Source organism: Rhizobium sp. ARZ01, from assembly GCF_014851675.1.
Taxonomy (GTDB): domain Bacteria; phylum Pseudomonadota; class Alphaproteobacteria; order Rhizobiales; family Rhizobiaceae; genus Mycoplana.
On sequence record NZ_JACVAE010000004.1, the window covers coordinates 64,151 to 90,670 of the forward strand.

23 protein-coding genes are annotated in these 26,520 nt (G+C 62.3%); 11 read left to right on the forward strand and 12 right to left on the reverse strand.

What is annotated here, in order from left to right; translation table 11 throughout:
• Positions 1-13: 13 nt before the first annotated feature.
• The 3 genes from IB238_RS20575 to IB238_RS20585 all read right to left on the reverse strand — a co-directional run bounded on the left by IB238_RS20575 (position 14) and on the right by IB238_RS20585 (position 3,210).
• Positions 14-1,276: a sugar ABC transporter permease gene (locus tag IB238_RS20575; protein WP_192251496.1), complete on the reverse strand. Its 1,263-nt coding sequence runs from the start codon at positions 1,274-1,276 to the stop codon at positions 14-16.
• Positions 1,273-2,094, reverse strand: coding sequence for an ATP-binding cassette domain-containing protein (locus tag IB238_RS20580; RefSeq protein WP_192251499.1), 822 nt, complete (start codon positions 2,092-2,094; stop codon positions 1,273-1,275). Before IB238_RS20580 ends, IB238_RS20575 begins: the two co-directional genes overlap by 4 nt.
• A 69-nt stretch (positions 2,095-2,163) precedes the next feature.
• Complete coding sequence (locus IB238_RS20585) at positions 2,164-3,210, reverse strand: sugar ABC transporter substrate-binding protein (protein WP_192251502.1); 1,047 nt, start codon at positions 3,208-3,210, stop codon at positions 2,164-2,166.
• Positions 3,211-3,502: 292 nt separating this feature from the next.
• On the opposite strand from IB238_RS20585, the gene IB238_RS20590 reads away from it, so the two are divergent.
• Entirely contained in the window at positions 3,503-4,522 is a 1,020-nt protein-coding gene (locus IB238_RS20590) for a LacI family DNA-binding transcriptional regulator (protein WP_192251505.1), read from the forward strand.
• A gap of 38 nt (positions 4,523-4,560) precedes the next feature.
• Here the strand turns inward: IB238_RS20590 and IB238_RS20595 are convergent, their stop codons facing one another.
• Positions 4,561-5,919, reverse strand: coding sequence for an ATP-binding protein (locus tag IB238_RS20595; protein WP_192251508.1), 1,359 nt, complete (start codon positions 5,917-5,919; stop codon positions 4,561-4,563).
• Positions 5,919-6,578 carry a response regulator transcription factor gene (locus IB238_RS20600; protein ID WP_192251511.1) on the reverse strand — a complete coding sequence of 220 codons (660 nt, stop codon included), beginning with the start codon at positions 6,576-6,578 and terminating at the stop codon, positions 5,919-5,921. Before IB238_RS20600 ends, IB238_RS20595 begins: the two co-directional genes overlap by 1 nt.
• A 147-nt stretch (positions 6,579-6,725) precedes the next feature.
• Here IB238_RS20600 and IB238_RS20605 point away from each other — a divergent pair, with 147 nt between their 5' ends.
• The 10 genes from IB238_RS20605 (at position 6,726) to IB238_RS20650 (ending at position 17,099) form a co-directional block, all read left to right on the forward strand.
• Entirely contained in the window at positions 6,726-7,127 is a 402-nt protein-coding gene (locus IB238_RS20605; protein ID WP_192251514.1) for a PepSY domain-containing protein, read from the forward strand.
• Between the two features lie 176 nt (positions 7,128-7,303).
• Entirely contained in the window at positions 7,304-7,774 is a 471-nt protein-coding gene (locus tag IB238_RS20610) for a DUF2271 domain-containing protein (RefSeq protein WP_192252430.1), read from the forward strand.
• Positions 7,775-7,797: 23 nt separating this feature from the next.
• Positions 7,798-9,999, forward strand: a complete 2,202-nt coding sequence (locus tag IB238_RS20615) for a PepSY domain-containing protein (protein ID WP_192251517.1) — start codon at positions 7,798-7,800, stop codon at positions 9,997-9,999.
• A complete protein-coding gene (locus tag IB238_RS20620) occupies positions 9,989-10,939 on the forward strand; it encodes an FAD:protein FMN transferase (protein ID WP_281414486.1) in 951 nt (316 codons plus the stop codon). The genes IB238_RS20615 and IB238_RS20620 overlap by 11 nt, the downstream gene beginning before the upstream one ends.
• A gap of 166 nt (positions 10,940-11,105) precedes the next feature.
• Positions 11,106-11,774: a GntR family transcriptional regulator gene (locus IB238_RS20625; RefSeq protein WP_192251523.1), complete on the forward strand. Its 669-nt coding sequence runs from the start codon at positions 11,106-11,108 to the stop codon at positions 11,772-11,774.
• 337 nt (positions 11,775-12,111) lie between these two features.
• Complete coding sequence (gene bioB, locus IB238_RS20630; RefSeq protein ID WP_246723770.1) at positions 12,112-13,071, forward strand: biotin synthase BioB; 960 nt, start codon at positions 12,112-12,114, stop codon at positions 13,069-13,071.
• Complete coding sequence (locus tag IB238_RS20635) at positions 13,068-14,213, forward strand: 8-amino-7-oxononanoate synthase (protein ID WP_192251528.1); 1,146 nt, start codon at positions 13,068-13,070, stop codon at positions 14,211-14,213. Before bioB ends, IB238_RS20635 begins: the two co-directional genes overlap by 4 nt.
• Positions 14,210-14,848 carry a dethiobiotin synthase gene (gene bioD / locus IB238_RS20640; protein ID WP_192251532.1) on the forward strand — a complete coding sequence of 213 codons (639 nt, stop codon included), beginning with the start codon at positions 14,210-14,212 and terminating at the stop codon, positions 14,846-14,848. Before IB238_RS20635 ends, bioD begins: the two co-directional genes overlap by 4 nt.
• Positions 14,845-16,113, forward strand: coding sequence for an adenosylmethionine--8-amino-7-oxononanoate transaminase (locus IB238_RS20645; protein ID WP_192251535.1), 1,269 nt, complete (start codon positions 14,845-14,847; stop codon positions 16,111-16,113). Before bioD ends, IB238_RS20645 begins: the two co-directional genes overlap by 4 nt.
• Entirely contained in the window at positions 16,110-17,099 is a 990-nt protein-coding gene (locus IB238_RS20650; RefSeq protein ID WP_192251538.1) for a beta-ketoacyl-ACP synthase III, read from the forward strand. The genes IB238_RS20645 and IB238_RS20650 overlap by 4 nt, the downstream gene beginning before the upstream one ends.
• A gap of 42 nt (positions 17,100-17,141) precedes the next feature.
• Here IB238_RS20650 and IB238_RS20655 read toward each other — a convergent pair whose 3' ends face one another.
• From IB238_RS20655 to IB238_RS20685, 7 genes are all read right to left on the reverse strand, one after another.
• A complete protein-coding gene (locus IB238_RS20655; RefSeq protein ID WP_192251542.1) occupies positions 17,142-20,288 on the reverse strand; it encodes an efflux RND transporter permease subunit in 3,147 nt (1,048 codons plus the stop codon).
• A gap of 28 nt (positions 20,289-20,316) precedes the next feature.
• On the reverse strand, positions 20,317-21,456 hold the full coding sequence (locus IB238_RS20660; RefSeq protein ID WP_192251544.1) for an efflux RND transporter periplasmic adaptor subunit: 1,140 nt from the start codon (positions 21,454-21,456) through the stop codon (positions 20,317-20,319).
• Positions 21,457-21,507: 51 nt separating this feature from the next.
• Positions 21,508-22,113, reverse strand: coding sequence for a TetR/AcrR family transcriptional regulator (locus IB238_RS20665; protein ID WP_192251547.1), 606 nt, complete (start codon positions 22,111-22,113; stop codon positions 21,508-21,510).
• 160 nt (positions 22,114-22,273) lie between these two features.
• Positions 22,274-22,900, reverse strand: a complete 627-nt coding sequence (locus IB238_RS20670; RefSeq protein WP_192251550.1) for a dual specificity protein phosphatase — start codon at positions 22,898-22,900, stop codon at positions 22,274-22,276.
• Positions 22,901-23,013: 113 nt separating this feature from the next.
• Positions 23,014-23,937 carry an inositol monophosphatase family protein gene (locus IB238_RS20675; protein ID WP_192251553.1) on the reverse strand — a complete coding sequence of 308 codons (924 nt, stop codon included), beginning with the start codon at positions 23,935-23,937 and terminating at the stop codon, positions 23,014-23,016.
• A gap of 66 nt (positions 23,938-24,003) precedes the next feature.
• On the reverse strand, positions 24,004-25,083 hold the full coding sequence (locus IB238_RS20680; protein WP_246723771.1) for an ABC transporter substrate-binding protein: 1,080 nt from the start codon (positions 25,081-25,083) through the stop codon (positions 24,004-24,006).
• Between the two features lie 278 nt (positions 25,084-25,361).
• Positions 25,362-26,489: an ABC transporter substrate-binding protein gene (locus IB238_RS20685; RefSeq protein ID WP_192251559.1), complete on the reverse strand. Its 1,128-nt coding sequence runs from the start codon at positions 26,487-26,489 to the stop codon at positions 25,362-25,364.
• Positions 26,490-26,520: the final 31 nt, after the last annotated feature.

The window sequence follows — 26,520 nt, forward strand, 5'->3', positions numbered from 1 at the left end:
CCGATGTGTTGGATCAGGCGCGACCGTGGCTGACGCGCGAGCGCCGGGCCAGCGAGTCGACGATGACCGCGATGGCGAGCACGCCGCCCGTGATCATGTAGCGCAGCGACGAACTGAGGTTCAGTAGCGTCAGGCCGTTCGAGATCGCCTGGATCACGATGATGCCGAGAAGGGCCGAATAGGCGCTTCCGCGTCCGCCGAAAAGGCTGGTACCGCCGATGACCGCGGCTGCGATCGCGTTGAGGTTGATGTCGCCAGTACCCGCCTGCTGGCTTGACGAGGCGAGGCGCGAGGCCGACAGAATACCGCCAAGCGCTGCAAGCGTGGAGCAGAGCACGAAGGCGCTCATATAGATCCGCTTCACGTTGATGCCCGAGCGGCGCGCGGCTTCCTTGTTGCCGCCGACCGCAAACATCGAGCGGCCCCATTTTGTCCGTGTCAGCGCGTAGTTCAGGATAACGGCAAGGGCGACGAACAGGGCAAACATCCACGGCACGCCGCGGCCGAGATTCAGATAGAACACGGCTAGCTCAAGAGCGACCGTCAACACCACCGCCTTCAGAACCAAAGCGCGAAGTGGTTGCGCGGAGAGGTTCGCGTCCTGGCGCTGGCGCATTGTCCGCAACCCCTTGCCGATCATCACGAGGCCCGGCACGAGTGCCAACCCGTGCGACAGCCAGTCAGGCATGATCAGGACCTGGCCGAAGCGAACGAGCGGGGATGCATAGGGAAGGTTGATCGAGCCGCTCGGACCGAGGATGTAAAGCTGCAGGCCCAACAGCGCCAAAAGGCCGGCAAGCGTCGCGATGAAGCTCGGCATCCCAAGACGGTTGTAGAGTGTTGCGTAGAGCAACCCGACTAGGGCACCAACAACAAGTGCCACGATGATCGCACCGGCGACCGGCCAGCCCATATTGACCCACAGCACACCGACGATGGCCGAGGCCAGGCCACTCATCGAGCCGACCGACAGGTCAATTTCACCGAGCACCAGCACGCAGATGATCCCGAGCGAAATCACGCCGACGGTGGCGCAATCGAAAAGCAGGTTGACCAAGTTGTTGGGCGCAAGGAAGACCGGGTTCAGGGTCGAGAAGACCACGGAGATGACAATGAGACCGACAGCGACCGGCAGCATGCCGAGATCGCCGGAGCGAACGCGATCGATGAACCCGCGCACCATGCCGAGGATCCCCTCGTCGTGGCGCACGCGTTCATCGCTGCGGTCCAGCTTCTGCTGGCCTTGGGAGGAGGTGTTCGAAAGGTTCTGGCTCATGCGGCTCCCCCGCTTGTCTCGTTGACCAGGCCGGCCTTGCGGTCGAGGCGGCGCGAAACGGAGTTATCCGTCGCGCCGGTGATTGCCGAAACCAGTTCCTGGTTCGATGAATCCGGTGAAAAGACACCATTGTTGCGACCGAGGCGCAACACGACGATGCGGTCCGCAACGGCGCGCACGTCTTCCATGTTGTGACTGATGATGATGACGCCGAGACCGCGATCTTTAACGCGCTCGATGAGGTTGAGAACCTCGGCGGTCTGTGCCACGCCCAAGGCCGCCGTCGGCTCGTCAAGCATGATGACCTTCGGGTCGAGTAACAGCGAACGCGCGATCGCCACCGTCTGGCGCTGGCCGCCGGATAGCGAGGCGATCGGCTCACGGACGGATGGGATCCGGGCAGCAAGCTCGCGCAGCAGCGTCCAGGCGCGCACTTCCATGGCGACTTCGTCGAGGTGCCACGGCGACAGCTCGTGCCCGAGGAAGAGATTGGCGACGACATCGAGGTTTTCGCACAGGGCGAGATCCTGGAATACCGTGGCGATTCCAAGGTCGAGTGCCTTGGCCGGATTGTCGAGCGTCACGCCTTTTCCGCAGAATTCGATCGTGCCCGAGGACGGCTGGTGCACGCCGGCAAGCACCTTTACGAGCGTCGACTTGCCGGCGCCGTTATCGCCCACAAGGGCAACGACCTCGCCGGCATTGACGTCGAGATCGATATCGGTGAGCGCGGAGACGGCGCCGAAATTTTTGGAGATGCCGCGAAGCCGCAGCACTGGCTCGCCGTTAGCGGGGATATTCTGGTTGCTAGCTGTCATGGTCTTGTGACCTCTCGACCGAAAAGGGCGCCCGGCCGCAAATCACGCGGCCGGACGCAATAGTAGGCGTCAGTTCATGATGCCAAGTTTGCGGCAGCCTTCAACATACTCGCCGGTGCAAACTTCTTCCGGCTTGTTGATGCCCTTGTCGAAGATTTCCGCCTTGATGTTTTCGGCCGTAACAACTGCCGGGACGAACAGCTGGGAAGGTGTGTTGTAGAGCGTGTTGGGCGCTTCCGGCGTTTCACCCTTCAGCAGCTTCACGGCAACGTTGGCAGCAGCGGCAGCCACGATTTCGGAGGGCTTCGAGATCGTGTTGTACTGGTCGCCGGAAATGATCAGTTGTAACGCCGCGATCGTCGCGTCGTTGCCGGTGACCGGCGGAACCGGCTTGACGCCAGCAGCCTTCAATGCGGCGACCGCGCCACCACCCGTGCCGTCGTTCGCAGCGACGATGCCCTTGATCTGGTCGCCAAAGCGAGTGATCTGGCCGGCAGCCCATTCCTGTGCCTTCGGCGGCGCCCAATCCGGCGTGTCGAATTCGGCAAGCGTCTTGTAGGCGGATGCGTCGAGGGCGGAATCGATGCCGTCGCGGATCAGGCCAGCAGCCGCATCGGTTGGCGAACCGTTGATCTGGAGCACGCCGGCGCCATCGGCAACGCCAGTAGCCTTCAGGTGATCGACAAGCGACTGAGCAATTGCGCGGCCGATGCCTTCATTGTCGAAGGATACGTAGTAGTCAGCCGGCTTGTCCGGGATCGGACGGTCATAGGCAATGACCTTGACGTCCTGGGACTGAGCGATTTCAACGAGCGCTGCGGCTGCAGCGGAATCGACCGGATCAAGGACGATGACCTTGGCGCCCTGGGCGATAACGGAGTTGAACTGCTGCTGCTGTAGCGCCACGTCGGCATTGGCGTTCTGGTAGATGACCGTGCAGCTCGGGCAGAGCTTCTCCATTTCCGCCTTGAAGCCGGGATAGTCATGCTGCTCGTAGCGGGTCGAAGCCTGGTCCGGCATGAGGAAGGCCACGGTGGCCGCGTCCTGCGCAAAAGCAGCGCCGCCGAGTGACACGGCCAGTCCGGTCGAGGCAAGCAAGTAAGTAAGCGTCTTCATAAGTTCCTCCACAAATGATTTGCGCCCGCGAACTGAAGCTTCTGAAGGGTAAATGTCCCCCAATCCAGAGAGGTTGCTCCAGGTCTTGCCGCACACCTTTTGGACGCACGAAATCGCTCGTTGCAGCTCGCGCCGCCGCGTCGAAAGTCTCGGAACCTGTTTCGACTTCTCCCTGTGTCAGCTTGGCTTTGCTGGCAACTTCATCGATTGTGCAACGTTGCTCAATCGATGAAGCAGAATTGCCACTTATCCTCATTGATGTCAAGGTGACGCGCAAAGCGGAGACCAAACTGTGAAGCGTGCGATTCAAACGAAAAGGACAACGATCTACGACCTGGCCGAACTGGCCGGGACCTCGGCGAGTGCGGTCAGCGCCGTTTTGAACGGCAACTGGAAGAAGCGCCGCATCAGCAGCCAGCTGGCGGAAAGGATTACACGCCTGGCCGAGGAGCAGGGCTACGCACTGAACATGCAGGCAAGCGTCCTGCGGCGCGAGCGATCAAAGATCATCGGCATGATCGTCCCGAAGTACGACAATCGTTACTTCGGCTCCATCGTCGAACAGTTCGAAGCCATGGCTCGCGAGAGGGGGCTGTTTCCGATCGTCACCTGCACGCGGCGTGACCCCGCGCTGGAGATTGAAGCGGCGCGCGCGATGCTTTCCTACCAGGTCGACTGCCTGATCGCGACAGGCGCAACCGATCCGGACCGGATTGTGGAATTGTGCTCAGCGGCGGGCGTGCGGACCGTGAACCTCGACCTGCCGGGGTCACTTGCGCCGTCGGTGATTTCCGACAACTTCGGCGGGGCACTCGAACTCACGCGGCGCGTCCTCGCAAATTGCCAGAGGGAATTTGGCGAGAGGACACCGCTTCTATTCGTGGGCGGCCGCGGAACGGACCACAATACGTCCGAGCGCGTCAGGGGGTTCCGCGCTGCCCATGCCGAAGCCGGTATCGAAGTGGACGAAACGCTGGTGCTGACTTGCGGCTACGCTCCTGAAAAGGCGGAGAATGCCATGCGGCAGCTTGCGGACAGAGCCGGCGCTCTGCCGCGGGGCATGTTCGTCAATTCGACCATTTCGCTTGAAGGCGTGATGCGTTGGATCCGCCGCTCCGGCCAGTATGCTGACCGCATGCCGCACCTCGGTTGCTTCGACTGGGATCCCTTTGTCGCGATGCTTGGCGACCACATCGAGATGGTTCGCCAGGATGTTCCGGGCATGCTTCACGCCGTCTTCGAGATCATCGACTCCGGCAGCTCGGAGCTCAAAGTTGTTGAGATTCCGCCGGTCGTCGAGAAAATCGGGTAATGACCGTGCTGGCGGGCGACGTGCCGACAGCAGCCAAGTCACCGTGCATCTTCCAGTTTTCCCGGGTGTTTCAGCGCGGAATTTTCGAACTTCGCTTCGAAGCCACTTGTCTGCCCCGGCAGCGGCGAGACGAGCGTTAGACTCCCGCCGACGCCGGAAGCAATGGCATTTGCGATGGCCAGACCAAGCCCGGAGCCGCTGGCGTGCGTATCCCCCCGTTCGAATGGCCGGGCGAGGCGCGCCAGCGTTTCCGGCGGCACCGCTTCACCAGCATTGGCCACCGCGAGCCCGCCGTCTTCCGACAGGATAACCCGGACAGCTTCATCGGGCGCTCCGTGTTTCAAGGCATTCTCGATCAGGTTTCGCGCCAGAATGGCAAAGGCATCGGGGTCGATCCTGGACATGACCGGTCGGGGCGGGAGAGTCAGTTCGATCCGGTCAGCGCCATCCTTGGCCATTTCCCTGACAATCATTCGAAGCACCGGTGCAACATCGACCGCCTGTTCCGCTTGAAGCCGCCCGCCCTCCGCCTTTGCCAGTTGCATCAGTTTTTCCGACAGGCGCGCAAGCCGCCGCAAGGCCGTCTCGATCTGCGTTGCCCGCTCCAGCGTCGAGGCATCGGTCGTCTCGGAAATCAGCCGCTGAGTCTGGGCAAGGGCTGCGGCCACCGGTGTGCGCAGCTCATGGGCGGAACTCGCCGTGAAGCTGCGTTCGGCTTCCAGGGTGCGCCGCAGCCGATCGAGAAGACTGTTCAGCGCGCCTGCGATCGGCTCGATTTCTGAGGGAAGTGCCGCGGCCGATATCGGTGTGAGATCTCCGCCGCCGCGCTGTTCGATCCCCGAGCGAAAGGCCCGAATGGGTACCATCGACAGCCGTACGATGACCCAGACGCCCAGGAAGCTGAGCAGCACGAGTGGACCGAAGGCGAGCATGAGCCCGAAGAACGCCTTACTGCCGACCGCCCGACGGTGCGCCAGCGGTTCGGCGACTGCAATCGTCACCGTGCCCTGCAAGGCGGCATCGAAATAGAGGCGATGGGTGGGCGAACTGGCAAAGCCCATCTGACTGAAGGGTGGGAACACGGAATCGTCGGCGCCGTGCGAGCGCAAAAGAACAGCGCCCTTGTCGTCCCGGACCACGTAGGTGAAATACTCGTCATGCGTGCGCAGCGTGGCCATGTCCTGGCTGGCGATGCCATCGTCTTCGCGACCGATGATTTCGAGGACGGCAAGGGGCAGGATTCGCTGTGCCGTCTCTTCCAGGGAGCTGTCAAAGACCGCATCCAACTCATGCCGCAGATTGTTCATCGTGACCAGCGCCGTCGCCAGCCACAGAAGCGCCATACCTGACCCGAGCCAAAGGGAAAGACGCCATTGCAGACTGCGGGGTGCCGTCATCAGGCGGTCCCAAGCCGGTAGCCCACACCCCGGACCGTGTCGATGGCGCCATGCCCCAGTTTCTTGCGCAACCGGCTGACATGCACTTCAATCGTATTGCTATCCACGTCGTCATTGAAGGAATAGAGACGCTCCTCCAGTTGCGACTTCGACATCAGTTGCCCCGGTCGCTGCAGGAAGGCCTCATAGAGAACCCATTCACGCGCCGTCAGGCCGACGTTCTTGCCGTTCCGCCTGATCGAGCGTGCGGCCAGGTCGATTTGCAGATCACCGATCTCGATCAGCGGGTTTGGGTTGCCGGCATAGCGGCGCGCAACCGCCTTGAGCCGGGAGGAGAGCTCAGACAGATCGAAGGGCTTGACCATGTAGTCGTCGGCCCCGGCGTCCAGCCCCTCGATGCGGTCGGAGACCTGGTCGAGCGCACTCAAGATGATCACCGGGGTGGTATCACCCCTTGCGCGGAGATTTCGAAGGAAGCCGATTCCCCGCCCGTCCGGCAGCATCAGGTCCAACAGAACGAGGTCGTAGACCGCGTTTCTGGCGTGGTCGGCCGCAGCGTCGAGCCGTGTCACCCAGTCCACGCAGTGGCCGTCCGCATTGATCTGGTCGCGTACAGCCGCCCCCAGGATAGTATCGTCTTCGATCAGCAGAATCCGCATCGGGCATTTCCATTGGTCTGTCGTGCAGCCTTACCACTACATCGCGAAGCTGACGCCCTGCTGAAGTGGAAATTCCACCAACTTCAGCTGTTCGTAAGGATGTGGCCTCAAAACAAGGCCACGACAAGCCTTTTGCGGAGCATAATCATGAAGAAAGCCATCCTGCTTGCTGCCATTCTCCTGGGCGGTTTGAGTGCCGGAGCCGCCATGGCGGATCACGACGACTGCAATGTGCCGATGACCAACTGGCAACCACGTGAGGCTGTGCAGAAAATGGCGGAGGCGCGCGGCTGGAAAATACAACGGATCAAGACCGATGACGGATGCTACAAGATCCGTGCCCAGGACAAGGATGGCCGCAATATCAAGGCCAAGATCGATCCCGGCACGCTCGCCGTCGTCAGCATGAAATTTGCCGACGATCGCGACAGAAAGGATCATCACCACCGTGATCGCGGCGGCAAACCGACGCAGTCAGGAACCACTACTCCACCCGACAACGGACTCTTCAACAACAAAGGCACCCCGCCGAAGGTCGAGGTCCAGTAATCCTCCGAGTGTCATGTCTTAGAGACCTTTCGCGCCCCGCCCTGTGCGGGGCGTTCTGCTGTCTGGGAGCTGGAAGCTGACGGCGAACTGAAGCAGATTTGCCCGAACCTTCAGCGAAACGTCAGTCCGCAGCCACAGTCTCCGAGGCACAACAACGACAAACGGAGATACCCATGCTGAAGTCACTTCTCGCCGGTCTGGTGCTGACCACATCGCTGACGCTGCCCGGACTGGCCATGGCCCGGCCGGTCACCTTGACGACGACGCTCGACAGTTACGGCGGCGATGGAGCCTATCTGGCGCTCTATGTCACCGACACGGCCGGCGCTTACAAGGGCACCCTGTGGATGGCCGGCGGCAAATCCAAGTACTACAACCATCTCAGCGACTGGGCACGCCTTTCGGGCGGAGACACGGGCCAGATCAGCGGCATCACCGGCGCAAGCGTTGGGGCTGGTCGAACGCTGAAGATCACCCTGGATCTCGCCGACGCCCTGTTCGACGCCGGCTATGAATTGCACATCGACGCGGCCGTCGAGGATATGCGCGACAGTCCCTCCGAGGTCGTCGTGCCCCTGACCACCGGCGGCAACAGGCAGGCGGCACCAGGTCGCCGCTATGTCCGCTCGTTCACCTACGACATGTAATGCGTGCATTTAGGATCGGCCCCATGTTGCGTCAGTTACACAAGTTTTCAGGGCTCGTTGCGGCCCTTCTCGTCAGCGTCCTCGCTATAAGCGGAGCGATACTGTCGGTATACCCGTCTCTCGATCGGGCCGGAGCAGTCAGCATTGCCGAAGGTCAGACAACCGTCGGTGAACTGGCTGGCCGGGTCGCCGAAGCGTTTCCGGGCGTGGAGCAGATCAGGAGAACGGCCTCGGGTCAGATCATCGTCTCTCACCTCGAGAACGACCGCCCGGTCACAGTCACCGTCGATCCCGTCAGCGGGCAGTATCTTGGCGGCTATGAGCGGTCGGGCTTCGAGCGATGGGTGAAAAACCTGCACCGTTCGCTCTTTCTCGGTGACGGCGGGCGGATTGTCACCGCTCTAGGCGCGCTGGCCATGCTCCTGCTGGTCCTAACGGGCCTGCAGATGACGGCGCGGCGTTTGGGCGGATGGCGCTACCTGTTCGGCCGTGTGCGCGGCAGCCGATCCCAGCGCCTGCATGTCGAGATGGGACGGCTTGCGGCTGCCGGCCTGTTCCTGTCCGCCCTCACCGCGCTCTACATGTCGGCAGGCACATTCGGGTTCGTCCCCAGCAAAGGCGCGAACACCCTTGATCCGACTGTCGAATTGAATGGCGGCCCGCACATGCCGGTCGAGCAGAATTCGGCGCTGCAGGAAGTTGATCTCTCTCGCTTGCGTGAACTGACCTTCCCCAATGCGGGTGATCCGAAAGGCACATTCGAGCTTAAGACCGATGGCGGCGCGGGGCTTATCGACCCGGCAACCGGCGATTTGGTCGCCTGGCAGGATCGCCCACTGCCACAGCAGATCTATGGTTTCATTCGCATGCTGCACACCGGCCAGGGCCTCTGGTGGCTCGGGCTGGCTCTCGGCGCAAGTTCGCTCTCAGTACCAGCCTTCAGCGTCACCGGCGTAATCGTCTGGTGGCGCTCCCGTCAGGCACGTCCGCGGATTGCGGCGAACTCCACAGCAGCGGCGGCCGATACGATCATTCTGGTCGGCAGCGAAGGCGGAAGCACCTGGGGCTTTGCCGCGACACTGCACAAGGCGTTGGTTGCGGCTGGGCACAAGGTTCACACTGGCGTGATGGACGACCTGGCACCAACCTATCCGGCCTGCCGACGAATGTTTATCTTTGCGGCCACATACGGCAATGGCGAGGCTCCCGCCAATGCCCGCTCGTTTCTCAAGCGGCTAGAAACAATGGGAGCTCCGCCCACATTTCCGGTCGCCGTTCTAGGTTTCGGTGATCGACAGTTCCCGAAATTCTGCCAATTCTCACGTGACGTCGAGGCGGCACTCGCCCGCAAAGGCTGGACTTCGCTGATGCCAGCGGAAACGATCAATCGGCAGTGCCCGCAGGAATTTGCCCGCTGGGGACAGGCTGCCGTTGGCGAGGAGGTGGTCCTGGACCATAGGCCCGCGACACCGTCCACCCATACGCTGACGCTGATCTCGCGCCGCGACTACGGCGCAGAAGTACAGGCGCCGACTGCCATCCTCCGCTTTGCAATTCCGCAGCGGAGCTGGCTCGACCGCCTCAGCCGGCGGGGATGGCCGAGGTTTCACGCCGGCGATCTCGTCGGCATCGTCCCGCCCGGCAGCGCCGTGCCGCGCTACTATTCGCTGGCCTCGTCGACGTCTGACGGTTTCCTCGAGATCTGCGTGCGCAAGCATCCCGGCGGCCTGTGCTCAGGTTACCTTTACGCACTGCGGCCAGGCGACACGGTTGCGGGCTTCCTCAAGCCCAATCCGGAATTCCGGCCTCGGCGCGGGAAGGTCCCGGTCATCCTGATCGGGGCGGGCACCGGTGTCGGACCGCTCGCCGGAACCATCCGTGCCAATGCCGACACGCGGCCGATGCATCTCTATTTCGGCGGTCGTGATCCGCAATCGGATTTCCTCTATCAGGATGAAATCGAGCGCTGGCTCGGCGATAAGCGGCTGACAAGCCTGCGGACGGCCTTTTCGCGGGTTTCTGGTCGCAGCTACGTGCAGGATCGTCTTCGGGACGACGCCGGGCGCCTCCGGGGCATGGTTGCCGGTGGCGCGCAGATCATGGTGTGCGGCGGACGTGAGATGGCAGCGGGTGTCATGGCTGCACTTGCCGACATTCTCGCGCCAACAAACCTCGATCCCGTCGTGCTGAAGGCTCAAGGGAGATATGTCGAAGATGTCTTCTGACCTGTGCCGTCACGCCCTGAACGGGCCGACCATGGGAACACGTTGGTCGGCGCTGTTCTACGCGCCTCCAGGTCTGGATGTTACAGCCCTGGAGGTGGCACTGGCCGAATCCGTCGATCGCGTCGATCGCCAGATGTCCACATGGAAGCCGGAGAGCGACCTGATGCGCTTCAATTCGGCTCGGCCAGAAGACTGGGTATCCCTGCCCGCCGAGCTCATGCGGGTCCTTGGGCGGGGGCTGGAGATCGGGCGCGCCTCAGGCGGAGCCTTTGACATTGGCCTTGGCTCGCTGGTCAATGCCTGGGGCTTCGGACCAAGCGGCTCCGAGCCTGATGTGGAGGCGATCCGGCAATCGCTTCGCATGCGGCTTTCGCCAACTCATGACGTGCTGGAATTGGACCAGCCGCGGGGCCGGGCGCGCAAGCATGCCGCCATCTCACTCGATTTGTCCGGGATCGCCAAGGGCTTCGCGGTTGACGAGATGATGCGGACGGTCGAGGCATTCGGCGTCTCGGCTGCCCTGGTAAGCCTCGACGGAGAGGTGAAGGCGTGCGGCGCCACGGCGGACGGAACGCCTTGGCTCGTGGCGGTGGAAAAGCCCGACTTCGAAACGCGCAGCCCGCTTGGTGTGATTGCGTTGCGCGATGCTGCTGTCGCCACCTCGGGTGACTACCGGCACTGGGTCGATGTCGGCGAAAAGCGTCTGTCACACACCATGGACCGGATGCGTGGAGGCCCGGCCGACAATGGAACTGCCTCCGTCTCGGTTATCACCGAGAGCTGCATGGATGCCGACGCCTGGGCTACGGCGCTCATGGTCCTGGGGTCGGCGGCGGGAAAAGAGCTCGCGCTGAGACAGGGGCTTGACGCATTGTTCGTTCAACGCAGCGGCGATGAACTCACCCGGATCCAGGTTGGCGAGGTATTCCAGGTTGCTTAGGCGGAATGGACGGGAATGTGTTCCAAGATCCGACACATCGGGTGAAGGAACCAAGGATCTTTGCGTTGCAGGACTCGCCCCGGCCGTGACAATCTGGCATCAAGGCAGTGTACAGGTTCGAGACGAGTGTGCTGGAACCTATCCACAAGTCGCTGATCAATAGACCATGGCCGCACCGAACGACGACACAATTGCCAGCCGCATCAGCCGCATCCTCGCCGACCGGATCGTCACCGGCCAGCTTGCGCCGGGGATGAAGCTGCGGCAGGACCATTTTGCCGAGGAATTCGGTGCGAGCCACGTGCCGGTGCGCGAGGCCTTCCGCCGGCTCGAAGCGCAGGGTCTGGTCGTCAGCGAACCTCGTCGCGGCGTCCGCGTTGCTTCCTTCGACCTGAAGGAAGTCCGGGAAGTGGCAGAAATGCGCGCGGCTCTCGAGGGGCTTGCGCTCCGACATGCAGCGCCGCACCTGACACCGTCCATTCTCGATGAGGCCGAGCAGGCGACCGTTGCCGGCGACAATTCGCGCGACGTCCGTTCCTGGGAAGACGCAAACCGGCGCTTTCACAGGCTGATCCTCACCCCTTGCGGCATGCCGCGCCTGCTCGCCGCCATCGACGACCTTCATGCCGCGAGTGCGCGTTTTCTGTTTGCGACCTGGCGGTCCGAGTGGGAAGTGCGGACCGATCACGACCATCGAGCGATCCTTGCATTTCTGCGTCAGGGAAAGATCGACAACGCCGTGGCGGTGCTGGAGCGTCACGTGCAGTGGATCGGGCAACGACCCGTCAAGAGCGCCTCCGGCGTGACGCGCGATGTCTTTGCCATCGTCGGCTGACCACTCTTCCCCCGACTTTTTCTGACGATCAAGCATGCCTCCCGATTATGGAAAGCCATCTCGGGAAGAGACTTATGCAAAACGTCCCGAAGCTTGGAACGCGTGCCTGAAGATCGCGGTTTAGCGCGACGATCTTGCGTCTCCGGCCCGTTCGTCAAGTCCTGCCAACTCCTCCGATAGTTGAATTGTGAGAGCCGTTCGCGAGATGGGCGCTTGCGCGCTCCCACGCGGCAAGAAATTATAGATAAAGTGAGTTTTTATCGATATCAACTCCACGCAGAAAGGGAGAGGCATGCCGAAACAGCCTGATGGAACCGTTGAAAGCAACCAGACGTCGATGGGAACTGTGGAACCCTGCAGTTTTTCAGCGGCAAAAATTATCTATAATTTGCCGTTCAATGATCTGCTGTTTCGTGCGCACAGCGCCCACCGGGCGCATTTTGATCCCAATGCCGTGCAGATGAGCCGGCTGCTTTCGATCAAGACCGGTGGCTGTGCAGAGGACTGCGGCTATTGCAGCCAGTCGGCGCACTACCCGACCGGGCTGAAGGCTTCGAAGCTGATGGAGGTCGACAGGGTCGTTTCCGAGGCGCAGAAGGCCAAGGATGGCGGCGCGACGCGCTACTGCATGGGCGCGGCCTGGCGCAGCCCGAAGGACCGCGACATGGAGACAATTATTGCCATGGTTCGCGGCGTAAAGGCGCTCGGCATGGAGACCTGCATGACGCTCGGTATGCTGTCGCCGGCGCAGAGCGCCGCACTCGCCGATGCCGGCCTCGACTACTACAACCACAACATCGATACCTCGGAGCGCTTCTACAGCGAGATCATCACGACCCGGACCTTTGCCGACCGGCTGGAGACGCTCTCGAACGTGCGCGACGCGGGAATCAAGGTCTGCGCCGGCGGCATCCTCGGCATGGGAGAAACGGCCGATGACCGTATCTCGATGCTGGTGACCCTCGCCAATCTGCCTTACCCTCCCGAAAGCGTGCCCATCAACATGCTCATTCCGATCCCCGGGTCGAAATTGGCCGACGCAGCTCCGGTCGATCCTGTAGATTTCGTTCGCACGATTGCGCTTGCCCGGATCCTGATGCCGCGATCCCATGTTCGCCTGTCGGCCGGGCGAACGGAGATGAGCGACGAGATGCAGGCGCTCTGTTTCTTTGCCGGCGCCAATTCGATTTTCGTCGGCGAAACGCTACTGACAGCGGAAAACCCGGGAGAGGATCATGATACCACCCTCTTCCGTCGCCTCGGCCTGAAGCCGATGGAGTTGGAGCCACACGCATGATCCGCGACGGTCTGGCCCGCTACGAGCGGACATTGGCCGGGCTGGAGCGCAAGGGAAGGCGCCGTGGGCTGCTGCCACAGGGCGGCGTCGACTTCACCTCAAACGACTACCTCGCCCTTGCCGAGGCGCCGCGCCTCAAAGCTGCCATTACCTCGGCCATCGAACGGGGCGTGCCGCCAGGCGCCGGCGGCTCGCGGCTCTTGCGCGGCAATCATCCGGAACATGAAGCGCTGGAAGCCGAAGCCGCCGCCTATTTCGGGTCGGAGCGCTGCCTCTATTTCGGCAGCGGCTATGCCGCCAATACCGCGCTTTTCTCCACCCTGCCACAACGCGACGATCTCATCGTCCACGACGCGCTCATCCATGCGAGCGTGCATGAGGGTATTTCAGCGAGCAAGGCGCCATCGGTCAGCGTGCCGCACAACGATGTCGACGCCTGTGCCGAGGCCATCCGAAACTGGCGGAAGGCTGGCGGCACCGGCCATCCCTGGATTGCCGGCGAGAGCCTCTACTCTATGGATGGCGACCGTGCCCCGCTGGCTGAGCTTGCGGAAATTGCCGAGCAAAATGACGGTATCCTCGTGATTGACGAGGCCCATGCGACCGGTGTTTTCGGACCCGGCGGACGCGGCTTTGCCGCCTCGCTGGACCGGCGGGAAAACATCATCGTGCTTCACACCTGCGGCAAGGCGCTCGGGCTTTCGGGCGCGCTGGTGGGCGCCAGCGCGACGCTCTGTGACTATCTGGTCAACCGCGCGCGCGGCTTCATCTATTCGACAGCACCGTCGCCACTGATGGCGGCAGGTGTGCGCGAGGCACTAAAGGTGCTCGCGGATGAGCCGGAGCGGCGGGAAGCCCTGGAGGCACTGCAGCGCTTCGCCAACGTCGAGCTCGCCCGGGTGCTCGGCATGGAAGGCAGCGGATCGCAGATTTTGCCAGTCCGGATCGGCGACAACGCCCTGTCGGTTAAGATCGCAGCACGCATGCGCGAAAAGGGTTTCGATATCCGCGCCATCCGACCGCCAACTGTTCCGGAAGGGACAGCACGCTTAAGGATCGCGATCACCCTCAACGTCGACAAGCCGATGATCTCGCGCATGTTTGCCGAGCTTGCGGCGATCATGGCGGAGGAGATGCCATGAGCCCGCGCTTCGTGATCACCGGCACCGATACCGGCATTGGCAAGACAGTCTTCTCCGCCGCCCTGACCGATGCGCTCGGCGCGCACTACTGGAAACCAGTACAGTCCGGGCTTGAGGAGGAAATGGATAGCGAAACCGTCCAGCGGCTCGGCGAAATTCCTGCCGAACGTATCCTGCCCGAAGCCTACCGCCTGCGGACACCGGCCTCGCCGCATCTTGCGGCCAGAGTCGACAACGTGCAGATCGAGGCCGAAGCGCTCACCCCACCGCAGATAGGCGCGCCATTGGTCATCGAGGGGGCCGGCGGGTTGCTGGTTCCCCTCACCGAGCGGGTTGTCTTTGCCGACGTCTTTGCCCGCTGGCAGATACCGGTCATCCTCTGCGCCCGCACGGGACTTGGAACGATCAATCACACGCTGCTGTCGCTGGAAGCGCTGCGGACGCGCTCCATACCGGTCTTCGGCGTCGCCTTCATCGGCGAGCCACATGAGGACACGCAAGCCATCATTTCTGAACTCGGGGGCGTTCGATCACTCGGCCGCCTGCCAAAACTGACCTCCGTGACCCCGGACATGCTGCGGCAGCGCTTCCGGGAAAATTTCGACATCGACCTTTTCCGGAAGGAGCCGGCATGACGCGCTCGCCCGTATGGCACCCCTTCACCCAGCATGCGCTGGAACCGCCGATGAAGCGGATCGCAAGGACGGATGGGGCCTATCTCGTCGACGAGGATGGCACCGCCATTCTCGACGCGATCTCCTCCTGGTGGGTGATAACCCACGGTCACCGCCATCCGGATATCATGGATGCGATCCAAAGAGCGTGTGAAACCTACGACCAGATCATTTTCGCCGAGTATTCGCATGAACCGGCGGAAGAACTAGCCCGCGGCCTGATCGACGTCGCGCCCGCGGGCCTGAGCCATGTCTTTTATTCCGACAGCGGATCGACCGCGGTCGAGGTCGCATTGAAGATGGCACTCGGCTTTTTCCACAATACCGGCAGGCCCCGCAGCCGTATCGCGGTGATGGAGAACGGCTACCACGGCGATACGATCGGCACCATGTCGACCGGCGAGCGCGGCGTGTTCAATGCGGCCTATGAACCGCTGCTGTTCGAGGTCGACAGACTGCCCTTTCCCGAGGTGGGCGATGAACAGGTCACGCTCGATGCCTTCGAGGCTGCCTGCAAATCGGGCCAGGTGGCGGCACTCCTCATCGAACCGCTGGTCCTCGGCGCCGGCGGCATGAAGATGTACGGGGCGACGCTGCTGAGAGAACTCAAACGCATCGCCGAGCGATACGGCACGCTGATGATCGCCGACGAGGTGATGACCGGCTGGGGCCGGACCGGAACACTCTTCGCCTGCGAACAGGCGCAAATCACGCCAGATATCCTTTGCACCTCCAAGGGCTTGACGGGTGGAGCGCTTCCGCTGGCGGCGACCCTTTGCGCCGCCGAGATTTTTCAGGCGCATCTGTCCACAGACCGGCGCAAGACCTTCTTCCACTCCAGTTCCTACACGGCCAACCCGATCGCTTGTGCGGCCGCCGTCGCCAACCTGAATGTCTGGCGGAGCGAGCCTGTCGGCGAACGGATTGCGACACTCGCGGAGCTTCAGCGTAAGCGGCTGGCCCATTTCGATGCCGACGCGCGCTTCGCCAATGTTCGCCAGACCGGAACGATCGCCGCTCTCGACCTCGTGGCACCGAGCGGCGGCTACCTGTCGGAGGTCGGACCGCGCTTGCGCGCCTTCTTCCGTGCACAAAACCTGCTGATCCGTCCGCTCGGCAATGTCATCTACCTGATGCCCCCCTATTGCATCACAGGGGCCGAACTCGACCGGGCCTATGAGGCGATCGCCGAAGCGGCGCGCCTCCTCGAAAACGGGCAACTATGAGCGGCGCACGGTCTTCATTCCTGGCGGGACTGGGCCATGCCGTTCCATCCCGCCGCGTCGAAAATGCCGAGATCGAAATAGGACTTGGCCTGGAACCGGGCTGGATCGAACGGCGGACAGGGATACGAACGCGGCACTGGGTCGAGGACACCGACACCCTGAGCGGGCTTGCGGCAGGGGCTGGAGAGGCCGCGTTCAACGATACCGGCATTGCCAGAGGCGACATCGCCTTGACCCTACTTGCCACTTCGACCCCCGATCATCTTCTGCCGCCTTCGGCGCCGCTTCTGGCTCATCGTCTTGGGCTGGCAAACAGCGGCGCGATCGATCTTGCCGGCGCCTGTTCTGGCTTTCTATACGCATTGACGCTCGCCGACGGCTTCGTGCGTTCCCAGGGAAAGCCGGTCCTGATCGTGGCAGCCAATATCCTCAGCCGGCGGATCAATCCGGCGGAACGGGCAAGCGCGGTTCTCTTCGCCGATGCCGCGGGCGCGGTTGTTCTTGCACCGTCGGACGACGCGGAGAAAGGCATTCTCGGCGTGGACCTTGCCTCTGATGGCAGCCGCTACGATCTGATCTCCATTCCGGCCGGCGGCAGCAACAAGCCCTTCGCTCCCGGCATGGCGGCAGAGGAGTTTCTGATGACCATGCGAGACGGCCGCGAGATGTTTACGCAGGCCGTAGAGATGATGGCCGGCTGCGGTGCTCGCGCACTTGCCGATGCCGGTCTGGATGCGGCCCGGATCGATCGCTTCGTCCCGCACCAGGCAAACGCCCGCATTTTCGACGCCGTTGCCGGCAAACTCGGAATTGACCCGCAAAAGACCGTTCGCACGATCGAAAGCTATGGAAACTCGTCAGCCGCAACGATTGCCCTTTCGCTATCGATCGCACATCGCACAAGGCCGCTTGCGTCGGGCGAAAAGCTGCTGCTCACGGCAGCTGGAGCGGGATTGACGGCAGGCGGTGTCGTCTTTGGCATATAGATGGTTGCGAGGGGGGTCGCGCTCCCCCTCCGCACGTGTCACTCATTCCGCCGCGACGGGCAGAGCGCGTGGCTTCTGGTCCTGCTGCTCAACGTCGGCGCCCGAAGCCGGCGTTTTCTTCGGCTCACGACCGAAGAACAGGGCATAGCCGGCCGGCAGCACCAGTATTGTAAGGACCGTTGCCACGAGGATTCCGCCCATCATCGCATAGGCGAGAGGCCCCCAAAACAGCCCGCGTGAGATCGGGATCAGGGCGAGGACGGCGACGAGCGCAGTCAGCATGATTGGGCGGAAGCGGCGGACCGCCGCACCCACGATTGCTTCGCGTCGCTCCATTCCCGAGGCGATGTCCTGATCGATCTGGTCGACAAGGATGATCGAGTTGCGGATGATGATACCTAGCAGGGCAATGACGCCGAGAATGGCTACGAAGCCAAAAGGTGCACCGGTGAAAAGCAACGCCATGGCCGCACCGATGATGCCGAGCGGGCCGGTCGCCAGCACAAGCATTGCCTTGCCGAAGTGCTGCAGCTGGATCATCAGCAGCGCCACGATGACGAAGAGCATGATCGGGGCCTTGGCAGCAATCGAGGCCTGGCTTTCGGCGGCATCCTCCGCGCCCCCCTGGATCTCGATCTTGTAGCCGGGCGGCAGCGCGCTGCGCAAATCCTCCATGCCCTGATAGAGCTTCATCGCGACGTCGTTCGGTTCTACCCCATCCGGCACGGTGGCCTTGATGGAAATGGCCGGTTGGCGATTGCGGCGCCATTCAATGCCGTTTTCCTGCATCGGCTCGACGCGAGCGATCTGCGACACGGGCACGAAGGTCCCGTTATCGGTGGGGATATAGACCGACTCCACCGCGGTCAGCAGATTGCGGCTCCCCTCCGGCTCGCGGGCGACGATCGAAACCGTCTCCTCGCCATCCCGGAACTGGTCGAGTTCGACGCCGGACATGCTGGCATAAAGCATCTGGCGTACGCGCTGAGAGGAGACGCCAAGCGCACGGGCGCGGTCCTGGTCGATGACGAGTTTCATTGTCGTCACCGGCTCAAGCCAGTCGTCATGCACGGTGTCGAGCAACGGGTTGTCGCTGAACCGAACCTTCACCTGATTGGCGATCTGGCGAACCTTTTCTCGATCGGGACCGACGACGCGCATCTGCACGGCCCAGCCGACGGGTGGGCCAAGGAAGAGGCGATCGACCTTGCCGCGAACCTGCGGAAAATCGTCCGCCAGGATCTTGCGCAGTTTGATGATCAGCCGTTCCCGCTCCTCCAGACCGTTCGACATCACCAGCAGTTGGGCGAAGTTCGGATTGCGCAACTGCTGGTCCAGCGGAAGGAAGAAGCGTGGGGCACCCTCACCAATGAAGGTGGCGACGAACTTCTTGTCCGGGTCGTCCATGATCCTGGATTCCAGTGCCTTTGCCTGCCGCTCGACCTCCCCGATCGCGGTGCCTTCCGGCAGCCACATATCGACGAGAATCTCCGGGCGCGACGACTGCGGGAAGAAGCTCTGCGGAATGAATTTGAAGGCGTAGAGGCTGCCGACGAAGACCATCGCTGTGAGCGTCAACACGGCCAACCGGTGCTGGACGGCCCAGGAAACGGTGGCGCGAAGGCTGCGATAGAAGCGCGTGTCGTAGACATCGTGATGCGAACCTACATGCGGACGCTGCTTCAGGATCATGTAGCCGAGCCAGGGCGTGAAATAGACCGCGACGAACCACGACGTCACGAGCGCCAGGCCGACCACGTAGAACAGCGATCGGACATATTCACCAGCCGTCGAGTCGGCGAATCCAACCGGAATGAAGCCCGCTGTCGTGATCAACGTACCGGTCAGCATGGGAAAGGCGGTGGAACTGTAGGCGAAGGTGGCAGCGTCAAGCTTTTCCAGCCCCTCCTCCAGCTTGCGCTCCATCATTTCGACCACGATCATGGCATCGTCCACGAGCAGGCCAAGCGCGATGATGAGCGCACCAAGCGAGATGCGCTGCAACTCGATACCGAGCTCGTACATCAACGCCAGCGTAGCAGCGAGGACGAGGGGGATGGAAATGGCGATGACGATGCCTGAGCGCCAGCCGATCGACAGCAGCGAGACGACGAGCACGATGACGAGCGCCTCAAGGAGCGCCTTGGCGAACTCGCCAACTGCCTCCTCGACAACCTCGGGCTGGTTTGAGATCTGTTCGACGGCCACTCCGACCGGCAGGGAGGCTTCGAGCCGGTCGTAGGTTTCCTGAACCCATTTGCCGACATCGGTGACCTTGAAGCCGTTCTGCATCACGACACCGACTTCAACGGCATCCTTGCCGTTGAAGCGGAACTTCCGCTCGTAAGGCTCAACCAGCCCTTTCGTGACCATAGCGATATCGCCGAGGCGGAAGACCTGGCCACCGCTTCTGATCCGCAGCTCGCGAATGTCCTCCGGTGTCCGCACCCCGCCCTCGACCGAGATGCGGACGGACCGCGTGGCGGTCTCGACGCTTCCTGCTGGATCGATATTGTTCTGTCCGGCCAGAGCGGCCTGGATGTCGCTCAGAGTGAGCCCGCGCTCGGCAAGCACCTTTGAAGAGATATCGATGTAGATTTTCTCCGGCTGGTCACCGAGGATCGAAACTTTTTCGACGCCAGGCGTGGCGAGAAGCATGTCGCGTGCCTGGATTGCGAAATCCTTCAGCTCCGGATAGCCGTAGCCGTCGCCGGTAATGGCGTGCAGTGTGATGTAGGTATCGCCAAACTCATCATTGAAATACGGGCCGAACAGCCCGTCTGGCAGCTCCTGTTCGATGTCGGCAATCTTCTTGCGCACCTGATAGAAGGCGTCGGCGACTTCTTCGGCGTTGGTATCGCCCTTGATCTGGAGGGTGGTGATCGAACTCCCTGCACGAGTGTAGGATTTCACCCAGTCCAGATGCGGCGTTTCCTGCAGCTTGCGCTCGATCTTGTTGACGACCTGGTCCTGCATCTCCTCGATCGAGGCGCCGGGCCAGACAGCCTGGATCACCATGACGCGGAAGGTGAAGTCCGGGTCCTCCTTCTGCCCCATGTTGAAGATGCCGAGCCCGCCAATGATGATGATGAGGCCGAAGAGGAAACGTCCGATGCTGGGGTGGGCGATCGCCCAGCGCGAGAGGTTGAAGTGCTGCTTGCCCGAGGGAAACTGGCGGGAGGCGCTCATGTCCGATTTTCCTCCTTGCGTCAGACGTTTAGGATGCTGCCGGCGGAGCTGCTTCAACGACCTCGCCCGCTCTCTGCATGTCGCCCTCGAAAAGGTGAACCTTCATATCCGGCTGCATGAACTGCGTGCCGGCGGCGACCACGAGATCGCCGGCGGCGACACCCTCCGTCACGCGGACACCGTCATCGGAGAAGCCAGCGACCACCACCGGACGGAGACGAACCGTTTCCGTCTGCGGGTCCACCAGCCAGACAGCCGGCTTGCCGTCCTGCTTCGACAGCGCCGACAGCGGGAGCACATAGGCCGGGACTGCATCGTCCCCCTTGGCCGTCACGGTGGCCGTCATGCCAAGCAGCAGGCGCGGGTCGTCCGGCAGGCTGACGCGAACGGCAAAGGTGCGGGAGCGGCTATCCGCGCTGCCAGCCACTTCGCGTACCTTTCCGTCCAGCTTGAGATCGCTGTTCGCCCAGAGGTGGGCCTTGACGGCCTTGCCCGGCTTGAACACGGCAATGTCAACTTCGGGTACGGCAATCTCGACCTCCATCGAACCGGCGGCCGCGACCGACACCACCGGCGTTCCCGCGGCAACCACCTGCCCCGCCTCGGCGCTGACGGCGGTAACGATGCCGTCGACTTCCGACTTGAGGGAGGAATAGGCAACCTTGTTGCGCGTCTGCTCGAGCACGGAGGCCGCCGCAGCACGGAGGGAAACCGCCTGTTCAAAGGCAAGCTGGCTCTGTTCAAGGGCGGATTGCGACGTCGCACTCTTTCCCTGCAGGAACTCGGCGCGACGCAGCGCGCGTTGCGCGATCTCGACCTGCTTCTCGGCAGACGCCAACTCGGCTTCCGCCTGGCGGACGGACAGTTCGTAGTCGACCGAATCGAGACGGGCGAGCACTTCACCCGGCTTGACGCTTTGACCGATATCGACGAATCGCTCGACGATCTTTCCGTCCACCCGGAAACCCATGGCGATCTCCGTCTTCGACCGAATCGCGCCGGAGTACTGCATGATGCGACCCTGGTCGGGAGTCGTGACCTCCACGACCTTGACCGGCCGTATCGGCGTTTCGCCGGCGACCTTCTCTTCCGCGCAGCCGGCCAGCGTCGCCGACATGGTCAGGACCATTGTGATAGTCGTGAGTGAGATCTTCTGGGTGAAGGCCATTTTAGGCTCCTACCGAATACAAGGGCGCGACCGCACGGTCCACCCAACCTGTTACCTGAGGGCACGAAGAACAAACTCGGCGACGTCCAGCGGCTCCGCCACCTCGTCCTGCGAGATTCTCTTGGAAACGATTTGAGGGTGGCACAAAGCCGCTCCGCAATTTATGAAGCACTCTGCGGCCACGACCGGGTTTTGCTCACGGAATTCCCCAGCCGCGATACCCTGCTCGATCAGACCCTGCACAAGCTTCCGCAGATCCACCAGGTGCTCCTGGATGACCGACCACTGCTGGTCCATGGCGACCAGCACCATCTCGTGCACCTTTTCCTCGTCCATCATGGTTTCCACCGTCATCCGGTTCTGCAGCAGCAGATGGTCGCGCAGGCGATCAGAGGCAGACAGCGGACGCGCGGCGTTGCCGGCCAGCACTTCGTACTGCGCCTGAAGCATGCGGCGGGCGAGTGCCTGGTGGATTTCGGACTTGGACGAGAAGAAGCGGTAGATGTTGGCGGGCGACATCTGAAGGTCGCGCGCGATGTCGGCCACGTTGGTCTTTGTGTAGCCGTAGTGCCTGAAGAGGCGTTCCGCCGCATCAAGGATCCGCTGGACATTTTCAAGACGGGCCGCTTCGGCAGCCTGAGCAGAAAGGTCGGCCATGATGAGTTCCGAATAATGACTGACGAATTTTGAATTTCGTCAGTCATAACACATCAGGAGTCTTTGTCAAACTGCTGCACAGAGGGCACGCCCGGATCCAGGGAGGTCGGCCATCGCCTATCCCGCAAATTCGGACAATTTAGGCTGGAACGTCAGTGCTTTAGGGATTGTCGGTACGGTCTATGACGCGAGACCATTCTGCCGCGCGCTTTGCCGCTTCGACCAGGACTGGCTTCGGGGCTTTGTACCACTCGCCCGCCGGAATGCGACGCCGGTCCCGGACGAAGCTGATAGCCGCCTCGAGCGAAGGGAACTCCCGGGGCAGCGTCAGGTGAAGGAACAACGCCACGACAACGACCGAGCGTGACCGGCCGCCACGGCAGTTTATGAGCACGCTTCCGCGCTCGCGTCGTGGGTAGGAGGGCTTGTCCGGCAGCACCTGCTCCAGCGCGGCCCGCAGGATGTAGTGCGCCGCCACCATTTGCGTATCCGGATTGCCGGCTCCGTCGATAAGCCCGACCTTGTAGTACCGGATCTCTCCCGGCCCATAGACGCTGCCTTCATGATCGGACACGACCTGCGGCTGCAGGACATAGTTGAAATCGAGATTGACGGCGCAATTGACGACCGTCGTGATGCCGTGCCGCCGCAGCAAATCGAGATCGCTCGCGCCTTCCTTGCCGGCAATGAAGAGATCGACCCCATATAGCGGATGCTTCTCGTAAATCAGGCTCAACCTGGGCAGGTCGCCAGACGCCGTTCCGAGTTCGCGTTCCGATTGCTGCATGATCTTACCTCACCGGTCGCCCCTGCCGGGGGGCGGAATTTTCCGTCGCTTTGCGGCGTCGAGCTGCGGGGCCGGCACCCGTAATGTCATAGGTCCCAACGCGCGTGCACGCGTCAACCATCATCGATGACTGATGCCGTTTCCTTTGATGCGGCCGGGGCGCGACTTGCGATGCGCGAATTGGAGATCAAGCGCGCGACACGTTCCAGTGTCGGATAGTTGGCCCCCTTGCCCGTGGCAATGTACCCAGGACACATGAAATCCGGCGCCTCATCGCCAACCTTGCCGAGGGTCAGCGGCTCGTAGCGTCCGCCGGCGTTCTTGAGGATCAACGTTGCGGCGGCCACGTCCCAGGCGTTGACGCCAAAACCGGCGGCCGCGTCCGCCCAGCCTGCCGCGACGTGGGCGATGCTGAGCGCCGCGCTGCCGGGCCGGCGAAGGGTTGAAAACGTCTCCGTCAACGCCGCAAAGTTCCCGAGGGCCGCGTCGCGACCGTCGAGGCGGAAGTCACGGGCAACCGGATAGCCGGTGATCAGCGTCGCCCGCGTCTCCTCGGGGACCGATCGCGAGACGAGCGGCCTGCCGTTGAGAAAGGCGCCTTCGAGATCGGCTGAGAACATCATGTCGGCAACAGGATCATAGACCACACCGGCGAGAACCGTCCTGCCCTCGACGGCAGCGACGGAAACGCACCAGAAGGCAAGGCCGCGGGCGAAGTTTGCCGTCCCGTCGATCGGATCGACGTACCATTGGATATCGCCGTCGCCGACCTGACCACCTTCCTCGCCCATGATCGCCGAGTTCGGTTCCTGCTCAAGAATGTAGGCACGAATGGTCGCTTCGGCGCGCTTGTCATGGACGGTTACGACGTCGTGCAGGTCAACCTTGTAGTCGACGCTCATTTCCGAGCGAAATGCATCGAGCAAGGCGCCCCGAACCGCCACTGCCGCACCCTTGGCGATCTCCGCAAGGCGCCTTGATCGCGCCAGTCCACTTTCCGGGGGGGGCTGGGGTACGGCGGACAGGGAGCTTGGCATTTCGCATCCATTTCAGTTTGGGGACAGAAGTGTCCGGCGCGACCGTTCAGGCCGCGCCGGCATTGCTCATTTGCTGTAGTTCACACGCCAGAAATCCTGCCATTCCTCGCGGCGATCGAAATCGCTGAGCCCAGTGGAGGAGTCGTAGCCAAAAAGCTTGTCCGCCAACGCCATCAGGCCCGAAGGTTCGTCCTCGGGCATCTTGATGTCTGTGCTGGTCGGCAGCTTGCCATCCTTCATCTGCGGCGCGATGCCTTCCTCGGTCAGGACATAATGGATGAACAGCTTCGCTGTGTTCGGGCTCTGCGTCTTCGACGCGATCAGCCCGAGCTTGATGTAGGTCCAGCCAACCCAGGGATCGAGATCCTTGCAGATCCCGAGTTTGTAGCCCTTCGCTTCGTTGTCACGAAACTTGGCTGAACTCAAAAGGCCGAAGAAGGGCTCCTTTTGGCCGGGCGCCCCGACCGCTTCGGCAACCGGGTCGTCGCCATCGGTGGCAAGCGGCGCGTTCTGGGCCAGCGCCTTGATCCACGCTGCTGACGCGCTTTTCTCTTCCGTCTGCAGATCCTTGCCGAACTGGGCCTTGTAGGCCGCGGCCACCTTGTCGTCGCCATGCGCCTCCATCTGGTTGAACCAGTCGGTATAGGTTCCCTTCGTCAGCGGATCGACGATTGCAACCTTGCCCTTCCATTTCGGCTCGGTCAGCTCCCAGATGTTGGAAACCGGGCACTTATCGTAGGCCTCGGTGTTGTAGGCCCAGACATTGGCATTGGTCGAGATCGCCAGCGGGTTCCGGAACTGCGCCGGGATCTTGGCCGTCATATCGGCCGGCAGGTAGTTCTCGACGAACCCTTCCGGCAGCAACTGCGCAAGGGCCGCTGGGGCATCCGTGATCAGCGCGACGTCGCCCTGCACGTTGTTCGATTGCCCCTCCCGGATGATCATCTCGAGCTGGCTGTTCGCCGACACCTTCACACCCGTCGCCTTCAGGCCGTACTTGGCGCTGAAGTTTTCCGCCATCTCGACGATCTTGCCGGTGCTGTCATAGATGTTGATCGGCTTTTCCTGTTTCGCAGCCGCGATCAACGCGTCAAGGTCGGTTGGGTCCTGTGCATTGGCTTGCCCGGCGAATGAACCGGCCATCATGGTGGCCGCTATCATTGCCAGCATATGCGCACTCCTGATCTGCCCTTTCATCGCTCCCTCCCATGGAAATGGTGTCGGCAGGCTCGCGCCTGCCGATCCGTGATCTGTGGCACGTACTTCGCAGCTTCGATCAAGGCGTCCTGAACGTATCCTCTGCTTCACCTGCCTCGCCGACGCGAGTGATCCGAAGACGCTGCATGCTGCAGCCGCGGAGATCCCGCGGCTGCAGTTGATTTTCTATTCAAGTCCTTGCATGTCGCAATTCTCCCGGCCTCGCATCACTTCTGGTAGTTCACGCGCCAGAAGTCCTGCCAGGTCTCGCGAGCATCCCAGTCGTCCAGGCTGGTCGACATCTGGTAGGGCATGACCTGGTCGAGCGCCGACCCGATGCCCGAGGGCTCGTCCGCCGGCAGGCCGACCTCCTTGTTGGTCGACATCTTTCCGTCTTCCGTCTGCGGGGCAATGCCCTCGGCGGTCATGACGTAGTGGATGAACAGGCGCGCGGCATTGGGGCTGTCGGTGCCCTTGGTGATGAGGCCGACGCCAGGATAGAGCCAGCCGAGCCAGGGCTTCAGGTCCTTGCACAGGCCGAGCTTCATGCCCTTCTCGGCGTTATCGCGGAACTTGGCCGAGGCCATCAGCCCCATGAACGGCTCGGACTGGCCGGGTGCGCCAACGGCGTCGGCAGCGGCCGCATCCGCGTCGGTCAGAAGCGGCGCGTTGGCAGCGAGCGCTTTCACCCAGGCTGCGGTGGCGCTGGCTTCCTCGGTCTGCAGGTCTTTACCGAAGTGCTCCTTGTAGGCGGCTGCAACCTTGTCGTCGCCGTGCTTTGCCATCTGGTTGAACCAGTCGACGTAGGACGGCTTGCCGAGCGGATCCTGCATGGCGACCTTGCCCTTCCACTTGGGCTCGGTCAGTTCCCAGATATTCGAGACTGGGCACTTGTCGAAAAGTTCCGTGTTGTAGGCCCAGACGTTGGCGCTGGTGACGACCGTCAGCGGGTCCTGGTATTCCGCCGGAATGTTTTCGGCGAGATCCGGCGGCAGCCAGCTTTCGGCAAAACCCTGCGGGATGAGCTGGGCCATGGCGGCGGGCGCATCGCTAATGATCGAGACGTCGCCCTGAACGTTGTTGGCACGCGCCTCGCGAATGATCATTTCCAGCTGGGCGGTGGCCTTGACCTTGGAGCCCTCGGCAGTGAGGCCGTATTTCGCGGCAAAGTTCTTCGCCATGTCGACGATCTTGCCGGTGCTGTCATAGACGGTGATCGGTTTTTCCTTGCGTGCCGCCTCGATCAGGCCGTTCAGGTCGAAAGGCTCCTCCGCCCTTGCCTGGCCGGCCAGCGCTGCCAGCAACGCCGTTGCGCAAAGCAGGTATGCCCTGCTCTTTGATATATTCCGCTTCATACTGTTCCTCCCTCAGTAAGTTGCTTCTATT